A 16,501-nucleotide genomic window follows, 5' to 3' on the forward strand; every position below is an offset into this window, starting at 1 on the left:
TTTATTCGCCGACGGCGACGTAGCGATAGACTTCGTCGTCGTCCTCGTCGTCTTCCTGCGGATCATCGAGCCTGACCGGGAAGGGCAGGGCCTTGAGTTTTTCCTGGTTCGCTTCCGAGATATAGTGGTGCGACAGGTCCATGCGCTTCAGATTGCCCAATTGCGTGCCGTGCAGCAGTGCTTCGGCGCCGACGTCGCCCAGAGTGCCCAGCGACAGATCCAGGGTCTCGACCGTGGCCAGCAGCGGCTCGTTGGCCAGCCAGACGGCCAGCTCGTCGGCGATCTGCGCATCGCGCAAGCCCAGGTAACGCAGGGTTGGCGTGGCCAGTTGCGCCAGTACTTTCTGGTACAGCGCCACGTCGCCCGAGAAGCCGTAGTCCTCCGTGCCCAGCCACAGTTCCAGGTATTCCAGCTTGGGCATGCTCGACTGGGCCAGCGCCTGCGCGATCTTCTGATCGAGGCCGCCGGACTCGATGGTGAACTTGCGCAGGTTCTGGTGCGCGAACGGTTCGATGATCAATTCATTGCCGCCACGGATGCGCAGTTCTTCCAGCTGCGGGAAAGCGTCCAGCAGCGGCTTGTAGCTGCCTTGCACGATCCACGAGATTTCGCATTCCTCGTACGTCATGTCGCCGATGAACAGGGCGCGCAAGTTCGGCAACTGCGGCGCGTGGCTGGCCAGCGCGGCGATCACCTCGTCGGCGCCTGCCTCGTACGGGTCGCCCCACATGCCGATGATCAGCGCCTCAAGCGCATGCTTGTCGGTTTTTTCCAGGAAGCCGGCGATCAGGTCCGGCATCTTGCGCTTGTCGTCATACTCGAGCGAGAGGCGGTAGACGATATCCTGCCCGGATTGCAGCGCAATATCAGGATCGTACTGGACGACCTTTTTTTGGTGGAAGAGGGTGGTGCTTTCGGAAATCGTCATTGCTAAGGCTCCATGAAAGACAGTGAAAATCTTGTCTAATCCAAAATCTTAGCATGGGCGAAAGAGCTTATTGCACACCGCTGAAAAGCAACTATCTATGGATTACCACCAATAAGGCCTTGCCTTCCGTCTTGCCCAGGTTGCGGATGGTATGCGGCTGGTCCGCCGGATAGCGTGCCGTGCCGCCATTCTTGACCTTTTTCTTCGCCGCGCCCACTTCCAGCTCCAGGTTGCCGTGGATCACCGTCAAATGCTCGGTGGTGCCCGGATCGTGCGGTTGCGACGCCAGTTCGCCGCCCGGCGCCAGCGTCACTTCATACCATTCGTATTTGCCGGCCAGTTCCATCGGCCCGAGGATGCGCAGCACGTAGCCCGCGTGGTCGCCGGGCAGGGTGGGGGTTTCGTGGGCGTCCGTGATGCGGATGGTTTCCACGGTTTTTTCCGCGCTGGACAGCAATTCGCCGATCTGCACGCCCAGGGCGTTGGCCAGGCGCCACGTGATGGCGATGGTGGGATTGGCTTTTTCGCGCTCGATTTGCGACAGCATGGACTTCGAGACGCCCGCGATGCGCGACAAATCCTCCAGTGTCAGGCCGCGCGCCAGGCGCAGCCGTTGCAGGGTGGCACCTACTTCAGGGGGAGAATTGGTCGAAACGCTGGTTTTCATCGGCAGGTGGCTTGCAAAGTTCAAAAGGCTTGGGTAATATCCACTATATTGAATTTCAGTTCGAAATAGTGGATTTTGAGGAAAAACACGGAAACGTGTAGACTTCAAACAGCGCTTCACGGTACAGCATTGTGCGCGCACCGGTCAAGCGGCCGCTTTTCCCTATGGCGGCTGAGGTCACCCGGATACCACACATACAACAGGGACACACAAGGATCATCATGAGCGAGCAAGCGAAGAACACCTTTTTCAGCGGTCTGCAACAGAATCTCGATCAACTGCGCCAGCAGGGCTTGTACAAGCCCGAGCGCGTGATCGCCTCGCGCCAGGGCGCCGAAGTGGTGTGCGACGATGGCCGTACCCTGATCAATATGTGTGCGAATAACTACCTGGGCCTGTCCGGCGACCTGCAGACGCAGGAAGCGTCTATTGCCGCCACGCAAAAGTACGGCTACGGCCTGTCGTCCGTGCGCTTCATCTGCGGCACGCAAACCGTGCACAAGGAACTGGAACAGGCGATTTCCGCGTTCCTGGGGACCGAAGACACGATTTTGTACGCGGCGGCTTTTGACGCCAACGGCGGCGTGTTCGAGCCACTGTTCGATGAAAACGACGCCATCATCTCCGATGCGCTGAACCACGCGTCCATCATCGACGGCATCCGCCTGTGCAAGGCTGGCCGCTACCGCTACCTGCATAACGACATGGCCGACCTGGAAGTGCAGCTGAAAGCGGCGATTGCCGCCGGCAAGCGCCATAAGGTCATCGTCACGGACGGCGTGTTCTCGATGGACGGCACGATTGCGCAGCTCGACAAGATCTGCGACCTGGCCGACCAGTACGGCGCGCTGGTGATGATCGACGAATGCCACGCTTCCGGCTTCATGGGCGCGACGGGCCGCGGCACGCACGAACACCACAATGTGATGGGCCGCATCGACATCATTACGGGCACCCTGGGCAAGGCCCTGGGCGGCGCCATGGGCGGCTTCACATCGGCGCGCAAGGAAGTCATCGACACCCTGCGCCAGAAATCGCGTCCCTACCTGTTCTCGAACACGCTGGCGCCATCGATCGCCGGCGCTTCGCTGTCGGTACTGGAGCGCCTGGCCAAGTCGACGGAACTGCGCGACCGCCTGCATGACAACACGGCTTTCTTCCGCAGCGAGATCGAACGCATCGGCTTCACCATCAAGCCGGGCACCCATCCCGTCGTGCCGGTGATGCTGTTCGACGCGCCCGTGGCGCAGAAATTCGCCGCCCGCCTGTATGAACTGGGCGTGCTGGTGACGGGCTTCTTCTACCCGGTCGTGCCGATGGGCCAGGCCAGGGTGCGCGTGCAGCTGTCGGCTGCCCACACCCGCGAACAGCTGGTGCAAGTGCTGGCCGCCTTCGAGCAGGCTGGCAAGGAACTCGGTCTGCTGACCACTACCAATTAACAAGAAATCAGGATAAGAAGATGGAACGTATTTTAGTCATTGGCGCAAACGGCCAAATCGGTAGTGAGCTGGTGGGCGCGCTGGCGCAGCAGCACGGCGCGGACAACGTCATCGCCAGCGACATCGGCACGAACAACCTGTACCAGGCCAAGCGCTATGCGCAATTGAATGTGCTGGACAAGGACGGCCTGGCGAAGATCATCGCCGATGAAGGCATCACCCAGGTGTACCAGCTGGCGGCCATGCTGTCGGCCACGGGCGAAGCGGCGCCGCTGAAGGCGTGGAGCCTGAACATGGACGGCCTGCTGAATATCCTGGAACTGGCGCGCGAGCGCGGCGAGGCAGGCAAGCCGCTGCGCATCTTCTGGCCATCGTCGATCGCCGCCTTCGGCCCGAATACGCCGCAGGTGAACACGCCGCAAATGACGGTGATGGACCCGACCTCGATGTACGGCATCAGCAAGCTGGCCGGCGAGCGCCTGTGCGAGTACTACTTCAACAAGTACGGCGTGGACGTGCGCAGCATCCGCTATCCTGGCATCATCAGCTACAAATCGCCTCCGGGTGGCGGCACCACCGATTACGCCATCGCCATCTTCCATGCGGCCTTGCGCGGCGAGCGCTATGACTGCTTCCTCGATGCGAACACCACCTTGCCGATGATTTACATGCCCGACGCCATCCGCGCCACCATCGAACTGATGGACGCTCCTGTGTCGCAGATCAAGATCCGTTCGTCCTACAATGTGGCCGGCGTGTCGTTCAACCCCGAGCAGCTGGCCAAGGCCATCGTGCGCATGGTGCCGGACTTCAAGATCAGCTACAAGCCGGACAGCCGCCAGGCCATCGCCGACAGCTGGCCGCAAAGCCTGGACGACAGCAAGGCCAGCGCGGACTGGGGCTGGAAGGCGCAGATCGGCGTCGAGCAGATGGTCACGGACATGCTGGCCAATGTCGACGTGGGTCACGCCGCCAAGGCTGCCTGAAGCACGCCCGCGCATTTAAAAACATACTAATATAAAGAGACACTACATGGATATGAGCGTATTTGACCTGTTCAAGATCGGCATCGGGCCGTCGAGTTCCCACACGGTGGGGCCGATGGTGGCGGCGCGGCGGTTTCTGGTCGAATACGGTCCGCTGGACCAGGTAGTGGGCGTCGAGGCGGCCCTGTATGGCTCGCTGGCGCTGACGGGCGTGGGCCATGCCACGGACAAAGCCGTCATTCTTGGCCTGATGGGCGAAACGCCGCAGGACGTGGCGCCCGATGCCGTCGACAGCAAGCTGGCCGCCATCGAGGCGGCCGGCGAGATCGCCTTGCTGGGCACGCACGTGGTGCCGTTCACGGCCGCCACGGGCTTGATCTGGCACAAGAGCGAATCCCTGCCCGAACATCCGAACGGCATGCGTTTCACCCTGAAACTGGCGGACGGCAGCCGGGTCGACAAGGTGTATTACTCGATCGGCGGCGGTTTTATCCGCGAAGCGGGCGAGGCGCAAGCCGAAGCGGTCGTGGAGTCGGCCGCCAGCGCGCGGGTTGTCTTCCCTTTCGATACCATGGAGCAGTTGCTGGCGCACGGCGTGGAAAGCGGCCTGTCGATCCCTGAAATGCTGCGCGCGAACGAATGCGTCAAGCGCAGCGACGCGGAACTCGATGAGGGACTGGACCGCATCTGGCACGTCATGCGCGACTGCATCGCGCACGGCCTGGAAACGACGGGCAACCTGCCGGGCGGCTTGAACGTGAAGCGCCGCGCCGCGAAATTGTGGCGCCTGGCGCAGGAAGCGAAGGCATCCGACAACCGCGCCAACGACTTGCCGCACGACGCCGTGCACCTGGTCAGCCTGTACGCGATGGCCGTCAACGAGGAAAACGCGGCCGGCGGGCGCGTGGTCACTGCCCCGACCAACGGCGCCGCCGGCATCATCCCGGCCGTGCTGCGCTACTATGCGCAGGATTGCCGCCCCAGCGATCCGGTCGGCGGCGTGCGCCGCTTCATGCTGACGGCAGCCGCCATCGGCATGCTGTGCAAGCGCAATGCCTCGATCTCGGGCGCCGAAGTGGGTTGCCAGGGCGAAGTGGGCGTGGCGTGCGCCATGGCGGCCGCCGGCCTGGTGGCGGCATTGGGCGGCACCAACGAGCAGATCGAAAACGCGGCCGAAATCGGCATCGAACACCACCTGGGCATGACGTGCGACCCTATCGGAGGCCTGGTGCAGATTCCCTGCATCGAACGCAATGGCATGGGCGCCGTGAAAGCCATCACGGCCGCCTCGCTGGCGCTGAAGGGCGATGGCACCCATTTCGTCAGCCTCGACGAAGTCATCGAAACCATGCGCCAGACGGGCGCGGACATGCAGGACAAGTACAAGGAAACGTCGCTGGGCGGCCTGGCCGTGCATGTAATCACCGTCAACCACGCCGCTTGCTGATGTGTTGCTGGTAGTGTCGGATTACGCGCGGAGTGCTAATCCGACCTACGATACGCCACCGCCGGCGTAGGTCGGCTTAGCGCAAAGCGCGTAAGCCGACATCACCACGGCAGCAAGCCATCACCCTCATTCCTCCTCGAACAGCTGCTCCAGCCTCCTGGGGTAGTTATTCAAGAAATCGCGCGTCACGGCGAAGTGCTCGGTGTCTTCATATGCCACCTCGTGGATGCCGCCGCCCGTAAACATCAGGATTTTCGCGTTCGGGTAGGCCAGCAGGATGGGCGAATGGGTGGCGATGATCAGCTGGGAGTCGTCCTGCACCAGCTGGTGGATCACCGATAGCGCCGCCATCTGGCGGCTGGGCGACAGGGCCGCCTCGGGCTCGTCCAGCAGATACAAGCCCTTGCCGCGCAGCTTGTTGATCAGGGTCGCCATGAATGCTTCGCCGTGCGATTGCGCGTGCAGCGACTTGCCGCCGTAGCTGGCCAGGTATTCGGGCATGTCGTCCATGTAGGTGGCGACGTTGAAAAAGCTTTCGGCGCGCAGGAAATAGCTGTCCTCGGGCTTCTTGTAGCTCTTGCTCAGGCGCAAGTGCGCGTGCAAGCCCGATTCCTCGTCCGACGGCAGGGCGATGCGCACGTTGCGCGTGCCGCCATCCTTGCCGAAGCCCAGCGCCACGGCCAGCGCTTCGAGCATGGTCGACTTGCCGCTGCCATTTTCGCCCACGAAAAACGTCACGTCGCGGTGGAAGTCCATGTGCACGAAGTCGCGGATGGCGGGGATGGTGAACGGATAGTGGTCCATGTCGACGACAGCGTCGGGGCGCAGCGCGGCGCTTTGCAAATACGGTTTTTTACTGATCGGCATGGCCGGTTTTCGACTCCATGATTGGCACTTTACAGGGCAGAAAGCACAGTGTGGCGCAAATCGGCGGCGCACGCCAGTACGCACGCCGGCCATGTTTGCCTGGCTTGATCTCATGCCATTATGGCTGCATTGACAATATCCAGGCTCTCCAATTGTCACATCCTGAGCTGGCTGGCGCCACGCGATTCGCCTTGGACGGCGGCTGGCACTATAATATCCGCTGCCATTCATGATTAACCGCTCTCAGCTCAACTGGACTCTTCAAATCTATGCATTACGTGTCTACCCGCGCTGATAAAGCGCCATTGCAGTCGCAACAGTCATCTTTGCAGCAATTTTCCGACATCCTCCTGGGCGGCCTCGCCCCCGATGGCGGATTGTATCTCCCTGAACACTACCCGCAAGTCACTGGTGCCGAGCTGAACGCCTGGCGCACATTGTCGTATGCCGACCTGGCCTACGAAATCCTGAAGAAGTTCGCCACCGATATCCCGGCCGCGGACCTGAAGGCACTGACGGCGAAAACCTATACCAAGGCAGTCTACAAGAACGCCCGCGCCGGCGAAAACGCGGCCGACATCACGCCGCTGCGCGTGCTCGAAGAAAACGTCGTCAAGGGCGGCCAGACCACCCTGATGCTGCAGGCGCTGTCGAACGGCCCGACCCTGGCCTTCAAGGACATGGCCATGCAGCTGCTGGGCAACCTGTTCGAATACACCTTGGCCAAGCACGACGCCGAACTCAATATCTTCGGCGCCACGTCGGGCGACACGGGCAGCGCGGCCGAATACGCGATGCGCGGCAAGAAGGGCATCCGCGTCTTCATGCTGTCGCCGCACAAGAAAATGAGCGCCTTCCAGACGGCGCAGATGTTCAGCCTGCAAGACCCGAATATCTACAACATCGCCGTCGAAGGCGTGTTCGACGATTGCCAGGACATGGTCAAGGCTGTCTCGAACGACTTGCCGTTCAAGGCGAAACAGAAGATCGGCACCGTCAACTCCATCAACTGGGCGCGCGTCGTGGCGCAGGTCGTGTACTACTTCCGTGGCTACCTGGCGGCCACCACCAGCAACGAGCAAAAAGTGTCGTTCACGGTGCCGTCGGGCAACTTCGGCAATATCTGCGCCGGCCATATCGCCCGCATGATGGGGCTGCCCATCTCGAAACTGGTGGCGGCGACGAATGAAAACGACGTGCTTGACGAATTCTTCCGCACGGGCGTCTACCGCGTGCGCAAGTCCGCCGAGACCTACCATACGAGCAGCCCGTCGATGGATATCTCGAAAGCGTCGAACTTCGAGCGCTTCGTCTACGACCTGGTGGGTCGCGACAGCGACCGCGTGCGCGCCCTGTTCACGAAAGTGGAAACGCACGGCGGCTTCGACTTGTCCGGCAAGCCTGGCAGCGACGGCGACGAATTCAAGCTGGTGGCCAAGTACGGCTTCAAGTCGGGCAAGTCCACGCACCAGGACCGCCTCGATACCATCCGCGACGTGGCCGACGACTACGGCATCACCATCGACACGCACACGGCCGACGGCATCAAGGTGGCGCGCGAGCACCTGGAGCCCAACGTGCCGATGATCGTGCTGGAAACGGCGCTGGCGGCCAAGTTCAACGAAACCATCCTCGAAGCGCTGGGCGTGGACGCGGAACGGCCAAAGGGCTTCGAGAACATCGAAGACTTGCCGCAAAAGTTCGTCGTGATGGATGCGGACGTGGAAAAGATGAAGGCGTATATCGCCGCCAATACGGGCTTGTGATGAGCGGGCCTGTGATGAACGATCCGAGCGCACAACGCAAGCCGATGCTGTCGGTGGCCGAGGCGCAAGCCTTCATGCTGGGGGCGGCGCGCCCGGTGGCCGAGGTGGAGCTGGTCGACACCATGCGCGCCAACGGCCGCGTGCTGGCGGCCGCGCAAACGTCGACCCTGAACGTGCCCGAGCGGGACAACACGCAGATGGATGGCTATGCCGTGCGCGCGCAGGATTGCGCCAGCGGCGCGGCCAGCTTGCCCGTGTCGCAGCGCATCGCGGCCGGCCACGTGGGCCAGCCCCTGCAGCCGGGGACGGCGGCGCGCATCTTCACGGGCGCCCTGATCCCGGACGGCGCCGATTGCGTCGTGATGCAGGAGCAGTGCACCTTGCTTGACGGCGTGGTGACGGTCAATCACGTGCCGCAGGCGGGTGAATGGGTGCGCCGCCAGGGCGAGGATATCCGCGCCGGCGGCGAGATCCTCGGTGCCGGTCGCCGCCTGCGCAGCCAGGAAATGGGCCTGGCCGCCTCGGTGGGCCTGGCGCAGCTGCCGGTGCTGCGCAAGCTGCGCGTCGCCGTCTTCTTCACGGGCGACGAGCTGGCCATGCCCGGTGAACCCCTGGCGCCGGGCGCCGTCTACAACTCGAACCGCTTTACCTTGCGCGGCCTGCTGGAAAATCTGGGCTGCGAGATCACGGACCTGGGCATCGTGCCCGACAGCCTGGAAGCGACAAAGGCCGTGCTGCGCCAGGCGGCCCAGGGCAATGATCTGATCATCACCTCGGGCGGCGTGTCCGTGGGCGAGGAAGACCATATCAAGCCGGCCGTGGAAGCGGAAGGGCGGCTGAACATGTGGCAGATCGCCGTCAAGCCGGGCAAGCCGCTGGCGTTTGGCGAAGTGCAGGATGCGTTCTTTATCGGCTTGCCTGGCAATCCCGTCTCCAGCTTCGTCACGTTCCTGCTGTTCGTGCGCCCCTTCATCCTGCGCCTGCAAGGTGTGGCGGGGAATCTGGCGCCGCGCAGCTACAAGCTGCCGGCCGCGTTCGAGCGCCTGAAGGCGGACAAGCGCAATGAGTTCTTGCGCGCCAAGGTCAATGAGGAGGGCGAGCTGGAACTGTTCGCCAACCAGAGTTCGGGCGTGCTGACGTCCACCGTGTGGGGCGACGGCTTGATCGATTGCCCGCCGGGGCTGTCGATTGCGCGTGGCGACATGCTGCGGTTTATCCCGTTTAACGAATTGCTGTACTAAGGAAGTAGCGATGAAGATCAATCTGCGATTTTTTGCCAGCGTGCGCGAGCTGGTGGGAACCGGCCATGAAGTGCTGGAAGTGAGCGCGGAGGCCGCGTCACGGCTGACGGTGGGCGAGGTGCGAAATCTCCTGATCGCCCGCGGCGGCAACTGGGAATACGCGCTGGCGCAGGGGCGCGCGCTGCGCATGGCGCATAATCAGGTGATGTGCGATGCCGCTACCGTGGTAGGCGACGGCGACGAGGTGGCGTTCTTTCCACCCGTGACGGGCGGCTGATCCCGCTTCCCAAATGAGACGGCCACTTCATCGAAGTGGCCGTTTTTTCATGAAGACTTGGTTTTCGGTTTGTCCCCGCTGCACGTGGCGCAGGCGATGGCTTTCTTGTAGCGCCAGTATTTCGAACCGATGAAGATGGCCGACGCCACCAGCGACCAGGCCAGCGCGCTGAGGATGTCAGCCTGGCTGGTGGTGCCCTTGCTGTACTCGACCACCGTCAGGATGATGAATAAGATCGAACTGGCCAGCAAATAACGGGAAATCCAGAATCCTGCACCCATGTGTTTCTCCTCTTGTCGTCTCGTTGTCTCGTGAAGTCAAAGTGCCGATCGCTGCAGCATGTTGGCGCAGTATGCATCATTTTTCGGCATTCTTGCCATCCCCGCGCCTTATCTCGACTAAAATGCCGGGGTTTTCACCGTCTTTCCAGCTTGCCATGACCCATTCCAGCCTTCCTCCCTTTCACATCGCCGTCATCGGCGGCGGCCCTGCCGGCCTGATGGCCGCCCAGGCTGCCACCGACCAGGGTGCCAGGGTGGAGCTGTTCGACGCCATGCCGTCCGTCGGCCGCAAATTCCTGCTGGCGGGACGCGGCGGCATGAATATCACGCATGCGGAAGACTACCAGTCCTTCGTCTCGCGCTACGGCAGGCAGGCCCGCTGGCTCAAGCCGGCGCTGGACCAGTTCGGCCCGCAAAAGGTGCGCGACTGGGTGCACGGCCTGGGCGTGGATACTTTCGTTGGCTCCTCGAACCGCGTCTTCCCGACGGACATGAAGGCGGCGCCCTTGCTGCGCGCCTGGCTGCACCGCCTGCGCGAAGCGGGCGTGCAATTGCACATGCGCCACCGCTGGACAGGCTGGCGCGACGGCCAGCTGGCGTTTGCCACGCCGGACGGCGAGCGGTTATTCGCTTTCGACGCCGTGATCCTGGCGCTCGGTGGCGGCAGCTGGGCGCGGCTGGGATCGGACGGCGCCTGGGTGCCGCTGCTGCGAGAGCAGGGCGTGGCCGTGGCGCCCCTGGCGCCGGCCAATTGCGGCTTCGACGTGGACTGGAGCGAGTATTTCAGCAGCCGCCATGCCGGCGAACCGCTGGCGACGGTGGCCATCACGGCGCGCGACATCGATGGCTTGCTCATCAAGCGCCAGGGCCAGTTCGTCATCACGGCGGGCGGCGTCGAGGGCAGCTTGATCTACGCGCTGTCGGCTGCGCTGCGCGAGCAGATCGCCGCCGAGGGCAGCACCACCATCTGGCTCGACCTGGCGCCCGACCACACGCATGAACGCGTGTTCGAGGAAGTGACGCGCCCGCGCGGTTCCCGCTCCATGTCCAGCCACCTGAATAGCCGTCTGGGCATCAAGGGCGTGAAATCGGGCTTGCTGCGAGAATGCCTGAGCGCGTCCGACTTCGCCGATGAAGCCAGGCTGGCGGACGCCATCAAGCTGCTGCCCGTCCGACTTGTGCGTCCGCGCCCCATCGATGAAGCCATCAGCAGCGCCGGCGGCGTGGAATTCGAGGGTGTCAAAGGCAGCATGCTGCGCGCCATGCCGGGCGTGTTCCTGGCGGGGGAAATGCTGGACTGGGAAGCGCCGACGGGCGGCTACCTGCTGACGGCCTGCCTGGCGCAAGGCAAGGCGGCCGGCGAGCAGGCGGTCAGTTGGCTGGAAGAGAACGTTAGTGCCAGGTAATTTCGCCCGAGCCGCTTTTCTGCGTCTCGCGCTGACGCGGGTTGCCGTGGACGTGGATGTCGCCGCTGCCGCGCAGGGTCAGGTTGCTGGCGTCGCGCACGAAGACGGTGCTCGTGCCGGAGCCTTGCAGGCTGACGCTGGCCTTGTCGGCGGCCAGGTGCTCGGCATCGATATCGCCTGAACCGCTCAGATCGGCACGCAGGAACTTGGTATTGCCGCTGGCGGCGATGCGACCGGAGCCCACCATTTCCAGCACCACGCTGTCGCTGTTGCCGCCATTGATGTCGAGGTCGCCGCTGCCGTTGACCGTGGCTTGAACCTGCTTGTAGCGTCCCGTGAAACTGACATCGCCCGATCCCGTCAATTCCAGGATGAAACTGTCTCCGGAAAATCCCGTGATCTTGCTGTCGCCGTTACCGTGCACTTCGACGCGGACGAGGGCGGGCAGCACCAGTTCCACCTGCAGGGGCTGGCGGTGGTGGAACAGCATGCCTTTCGGGCCGATATGCAGGGTCGTGCCATCCTGCGTGGTGTCGACGTTGGACAGCAGACGCTGTTCGCCGCTGACCTTCAGCGATGGCGTGGCGCCGCGGCGCAGCACCAGGTCGATGGGACCGGCCAGGTCGATGCTGTTGATATTGGGGGAAACCGGGCGCGTTTCGCTGCGCACGGCGCGGCCGGCGGCGCTGCTGGGATTGCTGATTCCCTTGGCGCGCAGCGCCGCATACGACATGGCGATCAGGACCAGTGCCAGCAAGAGCATGGACAGGCCAACTTTGAGCAAGCGTTTCATGGCAGCCTTTCTAGTGACCTTTGAGCAGGGAAACATTCATGGCAACGTAGCGCTTGATGCCGATCAAGGTATAGCGCGTTACGACCAGACTGAGCAGGAAGATGGCGATGCCGCCGAGCAGCATACCCACGCCAAAGACGGTTTGCGTGGTGCGCGCATCGCGGTCCATGTCGGTGGAGATGCGGATGCCCCCGCCGGCCAGCGCTTCGGCCCGCTCCATCATGCGCGAGGAAGCGCCGGGCGCCCCGGGCTCGGACTCGGCCGGGTCATGCTGCAAGCGGCCCGGCAGGTGATCGACTTCGATGCCCGTGTCGCCGATGGTGATGCGCGTTTCGCGCCGTTCGCCGTTTTCGCCGCCGTCATCGTCGTGGATGAAGACGTGGCGCAGGGGACCGTCGAGCACCAGTTCGTTGGCGCCGGACAAACCGCTGGCCGTGATGGCGATGCCGGCCAGGTAAAAGCTCAGGCCGACGGCGTACAGGGTAGCCAGCAGGGCTGCGTACACGGCGGCAGGCACGACCATGAACAGGTTGAAGATGGCCAGGCCCACCAGCGAGACGAGCAGGCGCAGCAGGTTGACGGGGGTTTTCTTTTGTTCGAAAGCCTGGCGGTGCGTGCTGTTGCGCAAGGTAAGGGCGATTTTTTTCGGGTCGCCCAGGTCTTCTGCGATCTCGTGCTCGCTGCGGCCGGCCGCAGCGCCTTCGATGAAGGTCTGTTCGTAATAGTCGAGCGTCTTGGCGACCAGGTCTGGTGGTAAACCTGCCAGCGCGCGCCGCAGTGCGTCGAGATAATCTTGTTTGTTCATCATATTCTTCCTGTCCGCCGCTTCAGCCCATGGCCGGCAGCAGCATGCTTGCCTGGCTCAGCAGCAATGGTGCCTGTGGCGCCTGCTGTGCGTGAATGACGATGAATGTGGCCAGCACCACACCAGCCAGCAGCGCCAGGGCTTTCAAGCTGTTTTTCAAGTGCAAGGTGGTGTGCATGGTATTCCCCGTGGCATGGCCGTTGTCGATGATCAGACTGTACCCAAGCGCACGCGAGCGCACCAGCGCGGTGCGACAGAATGCAATTTCGCGGGGGCGAGCGACACCAGGGGAGGATGCACCGTCAAGTCTACTTTGCCACCTTGCCCGTGGTAATGGCCTTTGCCGCCGCCACGCCGCTGCGCACGGCGGCCTCGATGGTGGCCGGATAGTCTTGCGTCCGGTCATCATTGGCCGTGTAGTCGCCAGCCAGCAGCAAGCCAGGCACGCCGCTGGCGTTGCCGGGGCGAGCCAGGTCGGGCGTGCAGGCAAAGGTGGCGCGCTTTTCCGTGATCAGCTGGGTCCACAGGGGCTGCGCCAGGGCAGGGCGCTGCAACACCTGGGCCAGCTGCGCCGCGATGGCTTGCGCCAGCGGTCCATGGCCTTGCTCGGCGGCATAGCCGGAGGCGCTGATGACGACGGCCAGCAAGCCCGCCTGGTTGCTGTCGAGCTGGCCCCGGTCGAAGACGAACTGGCCCCAGTGCTGTTGCTCCGGCGCATCGACGAGGGCGTAGAACGGCAAGTCCAGGCGCACCGAGGCATCGTACTGCAGGTAACAGGTGCTGATGGCTTCTGGCGTGAACGCTTGCATGCGCTCAATTGCATCGGCAAGGCGCGCATCGTGCAAGCCTTGCAGCAGGCTGGTCGCCTGCGCGGACGAGGTGGCCACGATCACGCCATCATAGTGCTCGCCGTCATCGACGCCGTCATCAAGCCCCCAGCGGCCATCGGGCAGCGCCTGCAAGGCGGTGATTTTGGCGCCGGTGCGGACTGTACCGCCATGCTGCACCACGTAGCGGCTTGCCGCGTCGGGTAACAGGGCGCTCAGGTCCGCCTTCGGGATCAGCATGTCGGAGGCGCGGCGGCGGCTGGCGCCCAGGCTGTCGCGCAGCACGTTGAGGAAGACGCGGGCCGAGGCGCGCTCGGGCGGGGTATTCAATGCGGCCAGGCACAGCGGGTGCCACATCAGCCGGTTCAAACGGTCCGTCTGGTCGAAGCGCTGCAGCAATTCGCTGACCGAGCAATCGTTATACAGCTGCCAGCCCATCGTCCGCATGGCGGTGGAAAAGCGCATCAGGGCTAGCTTGTCGGCGCGCAATAATCCCTGGGCGCGCAGCAGGGCCCATGCCAGGTGCAGGGGCGCGGGCAGGCGCGGCGCGATGAAATCCATGCCGCCCGAGCCGGCCGGATAGCGCATCTGCAGGGGCAGGGTGAGGATCAGCTCGTCCGGGTCTTGCCCCGCCAGCTTGATCAGGCGCAAGGTTTCCGTGTAAGCGCCCAGCAAGATGTGCTGGCCGTTGTCGAGCACAGTGCTTTCGCGTTCGACCCGGCGCGCGCGCCCGCCCAAGGTGCGCGCCGCCTCGAATACGCTCACCGCGTGACCGGCGCGCGCCAGTTCCATGGCCGCCGCGCAGCCAGCCCAGCCGGCACCGATGACGGCGTAGCGTTGCTTCACGCTGCTCTTAGCCACGAACCCAGGTCTTCCAGGCCAGCCACAGTTTGCGGATCGGCGTGAGCGAGATGCGCTGTTTCAGCACGTGGTAGCCGTCGCGTTCGACTTCATTGAGCAGGGTGCGGTAGATGGCGGCCATGATCAGGCCCGGGCGCTGGGCGCGGCGGTCTTCTGCCGGCAAGAGCGCGAAGGCTTCGTCGTACGCCTTTTGCGCGCGCGCCACCTGGAAACGCATGAGGTTTTCAAAGTTTTCGCTGTGGCGCGCGTTCAGCAAGTCGGCCGCCGTCACATTGAATTGTTGCAGTTCGCTGATCGGCAGGTAGATGCGCCCCTTGCGCGCGTCCTCGCCCACGTCGCGGATGATATTGGTGAGCTGGAAGGCATGGCCCAGCTTTTCCGCGTACAGCAGGGTTTCCGGGCGGGTCGCGCCGAAGATGCTGGCCGACAAGATTCCCACCACGCTGGCCACGTGCCAGCAATAGCGGCTCATGGCCTGGTAGTCGAGGTAGCGGGTCTGGTTCAAGTCCATTTCCATGCCGTCGATGATGGCCTGCAAATGCTTTTCTTCCAGTTTATATACGTCCAGGTGCGGCTGCAGCGCGCGCATCACGGGATGCGTGGGATTGCCCTCGTACATGGCCTTGACTTCCTTGCGCCACCAGACCAGCTTGGTGCGTGCCACGGCTTCGTCCGTGCATTCGTCGACCGTGTCATCGACTTCGCGGCAGAAGGCGTACAGGGCCGTGATGGCCTTGCGGCGCTCGGCGGGCAGGAACAGGAAGCTGTAGTAGAAGCTGGAGCCGCTCTGGGCGGCCTTTTGTTGGCAGTATTCGTCGGGAGACATAGTCAAAAGAGCAAGGGTTGCAGATCGAAGCCGCTATTCTATCGTCTTACAGAGTGGGCGACGGTGGAAAAGCCGTTTTTACTTGTGTCTCTTGATGCAAGCTTTTGCGCGACATGCGCAGGGCGCGCCAGAAAATGATCAGCCAGTCGCGTTTCTCCAGCTTGGGACGGCGCCGGAACACGTCGTAATTGACGGCTTCGATGCACTCGAGGATGCGCAAGCCCCCTTGCACCACCAGGCGCAACTCCCAGCCGATGCGCCCGCGCAAACGCAGGGCCAGCGGCGCGCCGGATAGCATCAGGGCGCGCGTGCGGGCCACTTCAAAGCGCATCAGGGCGCTCCACTTGCCGTGCGCCTCGGGCCGCTCGAAGGCGGCGGCGGAGACGGCAAAGCGGGTCAGGTCTTCCATCGGCAGGTAGATGCGCTCTTTTTGCTGGTCGATGGCGACGTCTTGCAAGAAATTAATTAGTTGCAAAGCTGAACATATGGCATCGGAATCGCGTACATTCTGTTCATCGGCCGCGCCATACAGGTGCAGCATCAGCAGCCCCACGGGGTTGGCGGAACGGGCGCAGTAATCGAGCACGTCGTCATAGCTGGCGTAGCGCGTCGTTTCCACATCCTGCTTGAAGGCGGACAACAGATCGTGGAATGGCTTCAGCGGCAACTGGTGTTTGGCAATGACGGCGGCCAGGCGCTCGAACATGGCGGCGTTCTCGCCCCCATGGCCTTCGTGGCGGGCGATGCGGCCCAGCGCCTCTTCGTAGGCGTGCAGGGCCGCCAGGCGCTCGGACGGCGTGGCGTCGCCTTCGTCGGCAAGGTCGTCGGCGCTGCGGGCGAAGGCATAGATGGCTTCGACGGCGGGCACCAGGCGGCGCGGCAGTAAAAATGATGCAACAGGAAAATTTTCGTAATGGTCTACAGGCATGAACACACTTCTCTAGTCTTGCGTTTGTCCGGCACCCTCAAACGCTGGAATGTGGCCGGGCGTTGTACGTCTCAAGATTAATGACGCATAAGTCACTAAAAACTTTTACGCACGATTATAATTAATAACCAGAAAGTCATTAGGCGAAGAGTACTT

Annotated in this window: 17 protein-coding genes; 7 read left to right on the forward strand and 10 right to left on the reverse strand. The window is 63.1% G+C overall.

Going from position 1 to position 16,501, the window contains the following annotated elements:
* Position 1: 1 nt before the first annotated feature.
* Both BLT98_RS00320 and BLT98_RS00325 read right to left on the reverse strand, forming a co-directional pair.
* The gene (locus BLT98_RS00320; protein ID WP_070279495.1) at positions 2 to 928 is read right to left on the reverse strand and encodes an STM4015 family protein; all 927 of its coding nucleotides are present in this window, start codon (positions 926 to 928) and stop codon (positions 2 to 4) included.
* A gap of 91 nt (positions 929 to 1,019) precedes the next feature.
* On the reverse strand, positions 1,020 to 1,595 hold the full coding sequence (locus BLT98_RS00325) for a helix-turn-helix domain-containing protein (protein ID WP_034781438.1): 576 nt from the start codon (positions 1,593 to 1,595) through the stop codon (positions 1,020 to 1,022).
* 221 nt (positions 1,596 to 1,816) lie between these two features.
* Between BLT98_RS00325 and kbl the strand changes: the two genes are divergently transcribed.
* The 3 genes from kbl to BLT98_RS00340 are packed head-to-tail and all read left to right on the forward strand — an operon-like array spanning position 1,817 to position 5,467.
* Positions 1,817 to 3,034, forward strand: coding sequence for a glycine C-acetyltransferase (gene kbl / locus BLT98_RS00330; RefSeq protein WP_070279496.1), 1,218 nt, complete (start codon positions 1,817 to 1,819; stop codon positions 3,032 to 3,034).
* A 20-nt stretch (positions 3,035 to 3,054) separates the two neighbouring features.
* Positions 3,055 to 4,020, forward strand: coding sequence for an NAD-dependent epimerase/dehydratase family protein (locus BLT98_RS00335; RefSeq protein WP_034781432.1), 966 nt, complete (start codon positions 3,055 to 3,057; stop codon positions 4,018 to 4,020).
* A gap of 46 nt (positions 4,021 to 4,066) precedes the next feature.
* Positions 4,067 to 5,467, forward strand: coding sequence for an L-serine ammonia-lyase (locus BLT98_RS00340; RefSeq protein WP_092604781.1), 1,401 nt, complete (start codon positions 4,067 to 4,069; stop codon positions 5,465 to 5,467).
* 126 nt (positions 5,468 to 5,593) lie between these two features.
* Here BLT98_RS00340 and BLT98_RS00345 read toward each other — a convergent pair whose 3' ends face one another.
* Positions 5,594 to 6,334 carry an AAA family ATPase gene (locus BLT98_RS00345; protein WP_070256164.1) on the reverse strand — a complete coding sequence of 247 codons (741 nt, stop codon included), beginning with the start codon at positions 6,332 to 6,334 and terminating at the stop codon, positions 5,594 to 5,596.
* A gap of 269 nt (positions 6,335 to 6,603) precedes the next feature.
* On the opposite strand from BLT98_RS00345, the gene thrC reads away from it, so the two are divergent.
* From thrC to moaD, 3 genes are read left to right on the forward strand one after another with little or no spacing between them, the layout of a single operon-like run.
* Positions 6,604 to 8,100 (forward strand): threonine synthase, encoded by a 1,497-nt coding sequence (gene thrC, locus BLT98_RS00350; RefSeq protein ID WP_070256163.1) that lies wholly within the window; start codon positions 6,604 to 6,606, stop codon positions 8,098 to 8,100.
* Positions 8,101 to 8,114: 14 nt separating this feature from the next.
* Complete coding sequence (glp, locus tag BLT98_RS00355; protein WP_092606686.1) at positions 8,115 to 9,341, forward strand: molybdopterin molybdotransferase MoeA; 1,227 nt, start codon at positions 8,115 to 8,117, stop codon at positions 9,339 to 9,341.
* 10 nt (positions 9,342 to 9,351) lie between these two features.
* Positions 9,352 to 9,618 carry a molybdopterin converting factor subunit 1 gene (moaD, locus tag BLT98_RS00360; RefSeq protein WP_092604782.1) on the forward strand — a complete coding sequence of 89 codons (267 nt, stop codon included), beginning with the start codon at positions 9,352 to 9,354 and terminating at the stop codon, positions 9,616 to 9,618.
* Positions 9,619 to 9,665: 47 nt separating this feature from the next.
* Here moaD and BLT98_RS00365 read toward each other — a convergent pair whose 3' ends face one another.
* Positions 9,666 to 9,899 carry a hypothetical protein gene (locus BLT98_RS00365; protein ID WP_034781412.1) on the reverse strand — a complete coding sequence of 78 codons (234 nt, stop codon included), beginning with the start codon at positions 9,897 to 9,899 and terminating at the stop codon, positions 9,666 to 9,668.
* 155 nt (positions 9,900 to 10,054) lie between these two features.
* On the opposite strand from BLT98_RS00365, the gene BLT98_RS00370 reads away from it, so the two are divergent.
* Entirely contained in the window at positions 10,055 to 11,305 is a 1,251-nt protein-coding gene (locus BLT98_RS00370) for a TIGR03862 family flavoprotein (protein WP_092604783.1), read from the forward strand.
* Here BLT98_RS00370 and BLT98_RS00375 read toward each other — a convergent pair.
* From BLT98_RS00375 to hpnC, 6 genes are all read right to left on the reverse strand, one after another.
* Positions 11,292 to 12,098 (reverse strand): head GIN domain-containing protein, encoded by an 807-nt coding sequence (locus BLT98_RS00375; RefSeq protein WP_034787287.1) that lies wholly within the window; start codon positions 12,096 to 12,098, stop codon positions 11,292 to 11,294. The genes BLT98_RS00370 and BLT98_RS00375 overlap by 14 nt on opposite strands.
* Before the next feature lie 10 nt (positions 12,099 to 12,108).
* A complete protein-coding gene (locus tag BLT98_RS00380; RefSeq protein WP_230521744.1) occupies positions 12,109 to 12,906 on the reverse strand; it encodes a DUF1700 domain-containing protein in 798 nt (265 codons plus the stop codon).
* Positions 12,907 to 12,925: 19 nt separating this feature from the next.
* Positions 12,926 to 13,081 (reverse strand): hypothetical protein, encoded by a 156-nt coding sequence (locus BLT98_RS29035; RefSeq protein WP_161789615.1) that lies wholly within the window; start codon positions 13,079 to 13,081, stop codon positions 12,926 to 12,928.
* Positions 13,082 to 13,211: 130 nt separating this feature from the next.
* Positions 13,212 to 14,576 carry a hydroxysqualene dehydroxylase HpnE gene (gene hpnE, locus BLT98_RS00390; RefSeq protein ID WP_348272720.1) on the reverse strand — a complete coding sequence of 455 codons (1,365 nt, stop codon included), beginning with the start codon at positions 14,574 to 14,576 and terminating at the stop codon, positions 13,212 to 13,214.
* A gap of 7 nt (positions 14,577 to 14,583) precedes the next feature.
* On the reverse strand, positions 14,584 to 15,417 hold the full coding sequence (gene hpnD, locus BLT98_RS00395; RefSeq protein WP_058050483.1) for a presqualene diphosphate synthase HpnD: 834 nt from the start codon (positions 15,415 to 15,417) through the stop codon (positions 14,584 to 14,586).
* 46 nt (positions 15,418 to 15,463) lie between these two features.
* On the reverse strand, positions 15,464 to 16,345 hold the full coding sequence (gene hpnC / locus BLT98_RS00400; RefSeq protein ID WP_092606692.1) for a squalene synthase HpnC: 882 nt from the start codon (positions 16,343 to 16,345) through the stop codon (positions 15,464 to 15,466).
* Positions 16,346 to 16,501 lie beyond the last annotated feature (156 nt).

The organism is Janthinobacterium sp. YR213, from assembly GCF_900099875.1.
Taxonomy (GTDB): domain Bacteria; phylum Pseudomonadota; class Gammaproteobacteria; order Burkholderiales; family Burkholderiaceae_D; genus Janthinobacterium; species Janthinobacterium lividum.

Coding starts and splice junctions, on each gene's coding strand:
- BLT98_RS00345 (WP_070256164.1), bottom strand. CDS start 6,334: ATGCCGATCAGTAAAAAACCGTATTTGCAAAGCGCCGCGCTGCGCCCC.
- BLT98_RS00370 (WP_092604783.1), top strand. CDS start 10,055: ATGACCCATTCCAGCCTTCCTCCCTTTCACATCGCCGTCATCGGCGGC.
- BLT98_RS00320 (WP_070279495.1), bottom strand. CDS start 928: ATGACGATTTCCGAAAGCACCACCCTCTTCCACCAAAAAAAGGTCGTC.
- BLT98_RS00380 (WP_230521744.1), bottom strand. CDS start 12,906: ATGATGAACAAACAAGATTATCTCGACGCACTGCGGCGCGCGCTGGCA.
- glp (WP_092606686.1), top strand. CDS start 8,115: ATGAACGATCCGAGCGCACAACGCAAGCCGATGCTGTCGGTGGCCGAG.
- BLT98_RS00365 (WP_034781412.1), bottom strand. CDS start 9,899: ATGGGTGCAGGATTCTGGATTTCCCGTTATTTGCTGGCCAGTTCGATC.
- kbl (WP_070279496.1), top strand. CDS start 1,817: ATGAGCGAGCAAGCGAAGAACACCTTTTTCAGCGGTCTGCAACAGAAT.
- BLT98_RS00340 (WP_092604781.1), top strand. CDS start 4,067: ATGGATATGAGCGTATTTGACCTGTTCAAGATCGGCATCGGGCCGTCG.
- thrC (WP_070256163.1), top strand. CDS start 6,604: ATGCATTACGTGTCTACCCGCGCTGATAAAGCGCCATTGCAGTCGCAA.
- BLT98_RS00375 (WP_034787287.1), bottom strand. CDS start 12,098: ATGAAACGCTTGCTCAAAGTTGGCCTGTCCATGCTCTTGCTGGCACTG.
- moaD (WP_092604782.1), top strand. CDS start 9,352: ATGAAGATCAATCTGCGATTTTTTGCCAGCGTGCGCGAGCTGGTGGGA.
- BLT98_RS00335 (WP_034781432.1), top strand. CDS start 3,055: ATGGAACGTATTTTAGTCATTGGCGCAAACGGCCAAATCGGTAGTGAG.
- hpnC (WP_092606692.1), bottom strand. CDS start 16,345: ATGCCTGTAGACCATTACGAAAATTTTCCTGTTGCATCATTTTTACTG.
- BLT98_RS00325 (WP_034781438.1), bottom strand. CDS start 1,595: ATGAAAACCAGCGTTTCGACCAATTCTCCCCCTGAAGTAGGTGCCACC.
- BLT98_RS29035 (WP_161789615.1), bottom strand. CDS start 13,081: ATGCACACCACCTTGCACTTGAAAAACAGCTTGAAAGCCCTGGCGCTG.
- hpnD (WP_058050483.1), bottom strand. CDS start 15,417: ATGTCTCCCGACGAATACTGCCAACAAAAGGCCGCCCAGAGCGGCTCC.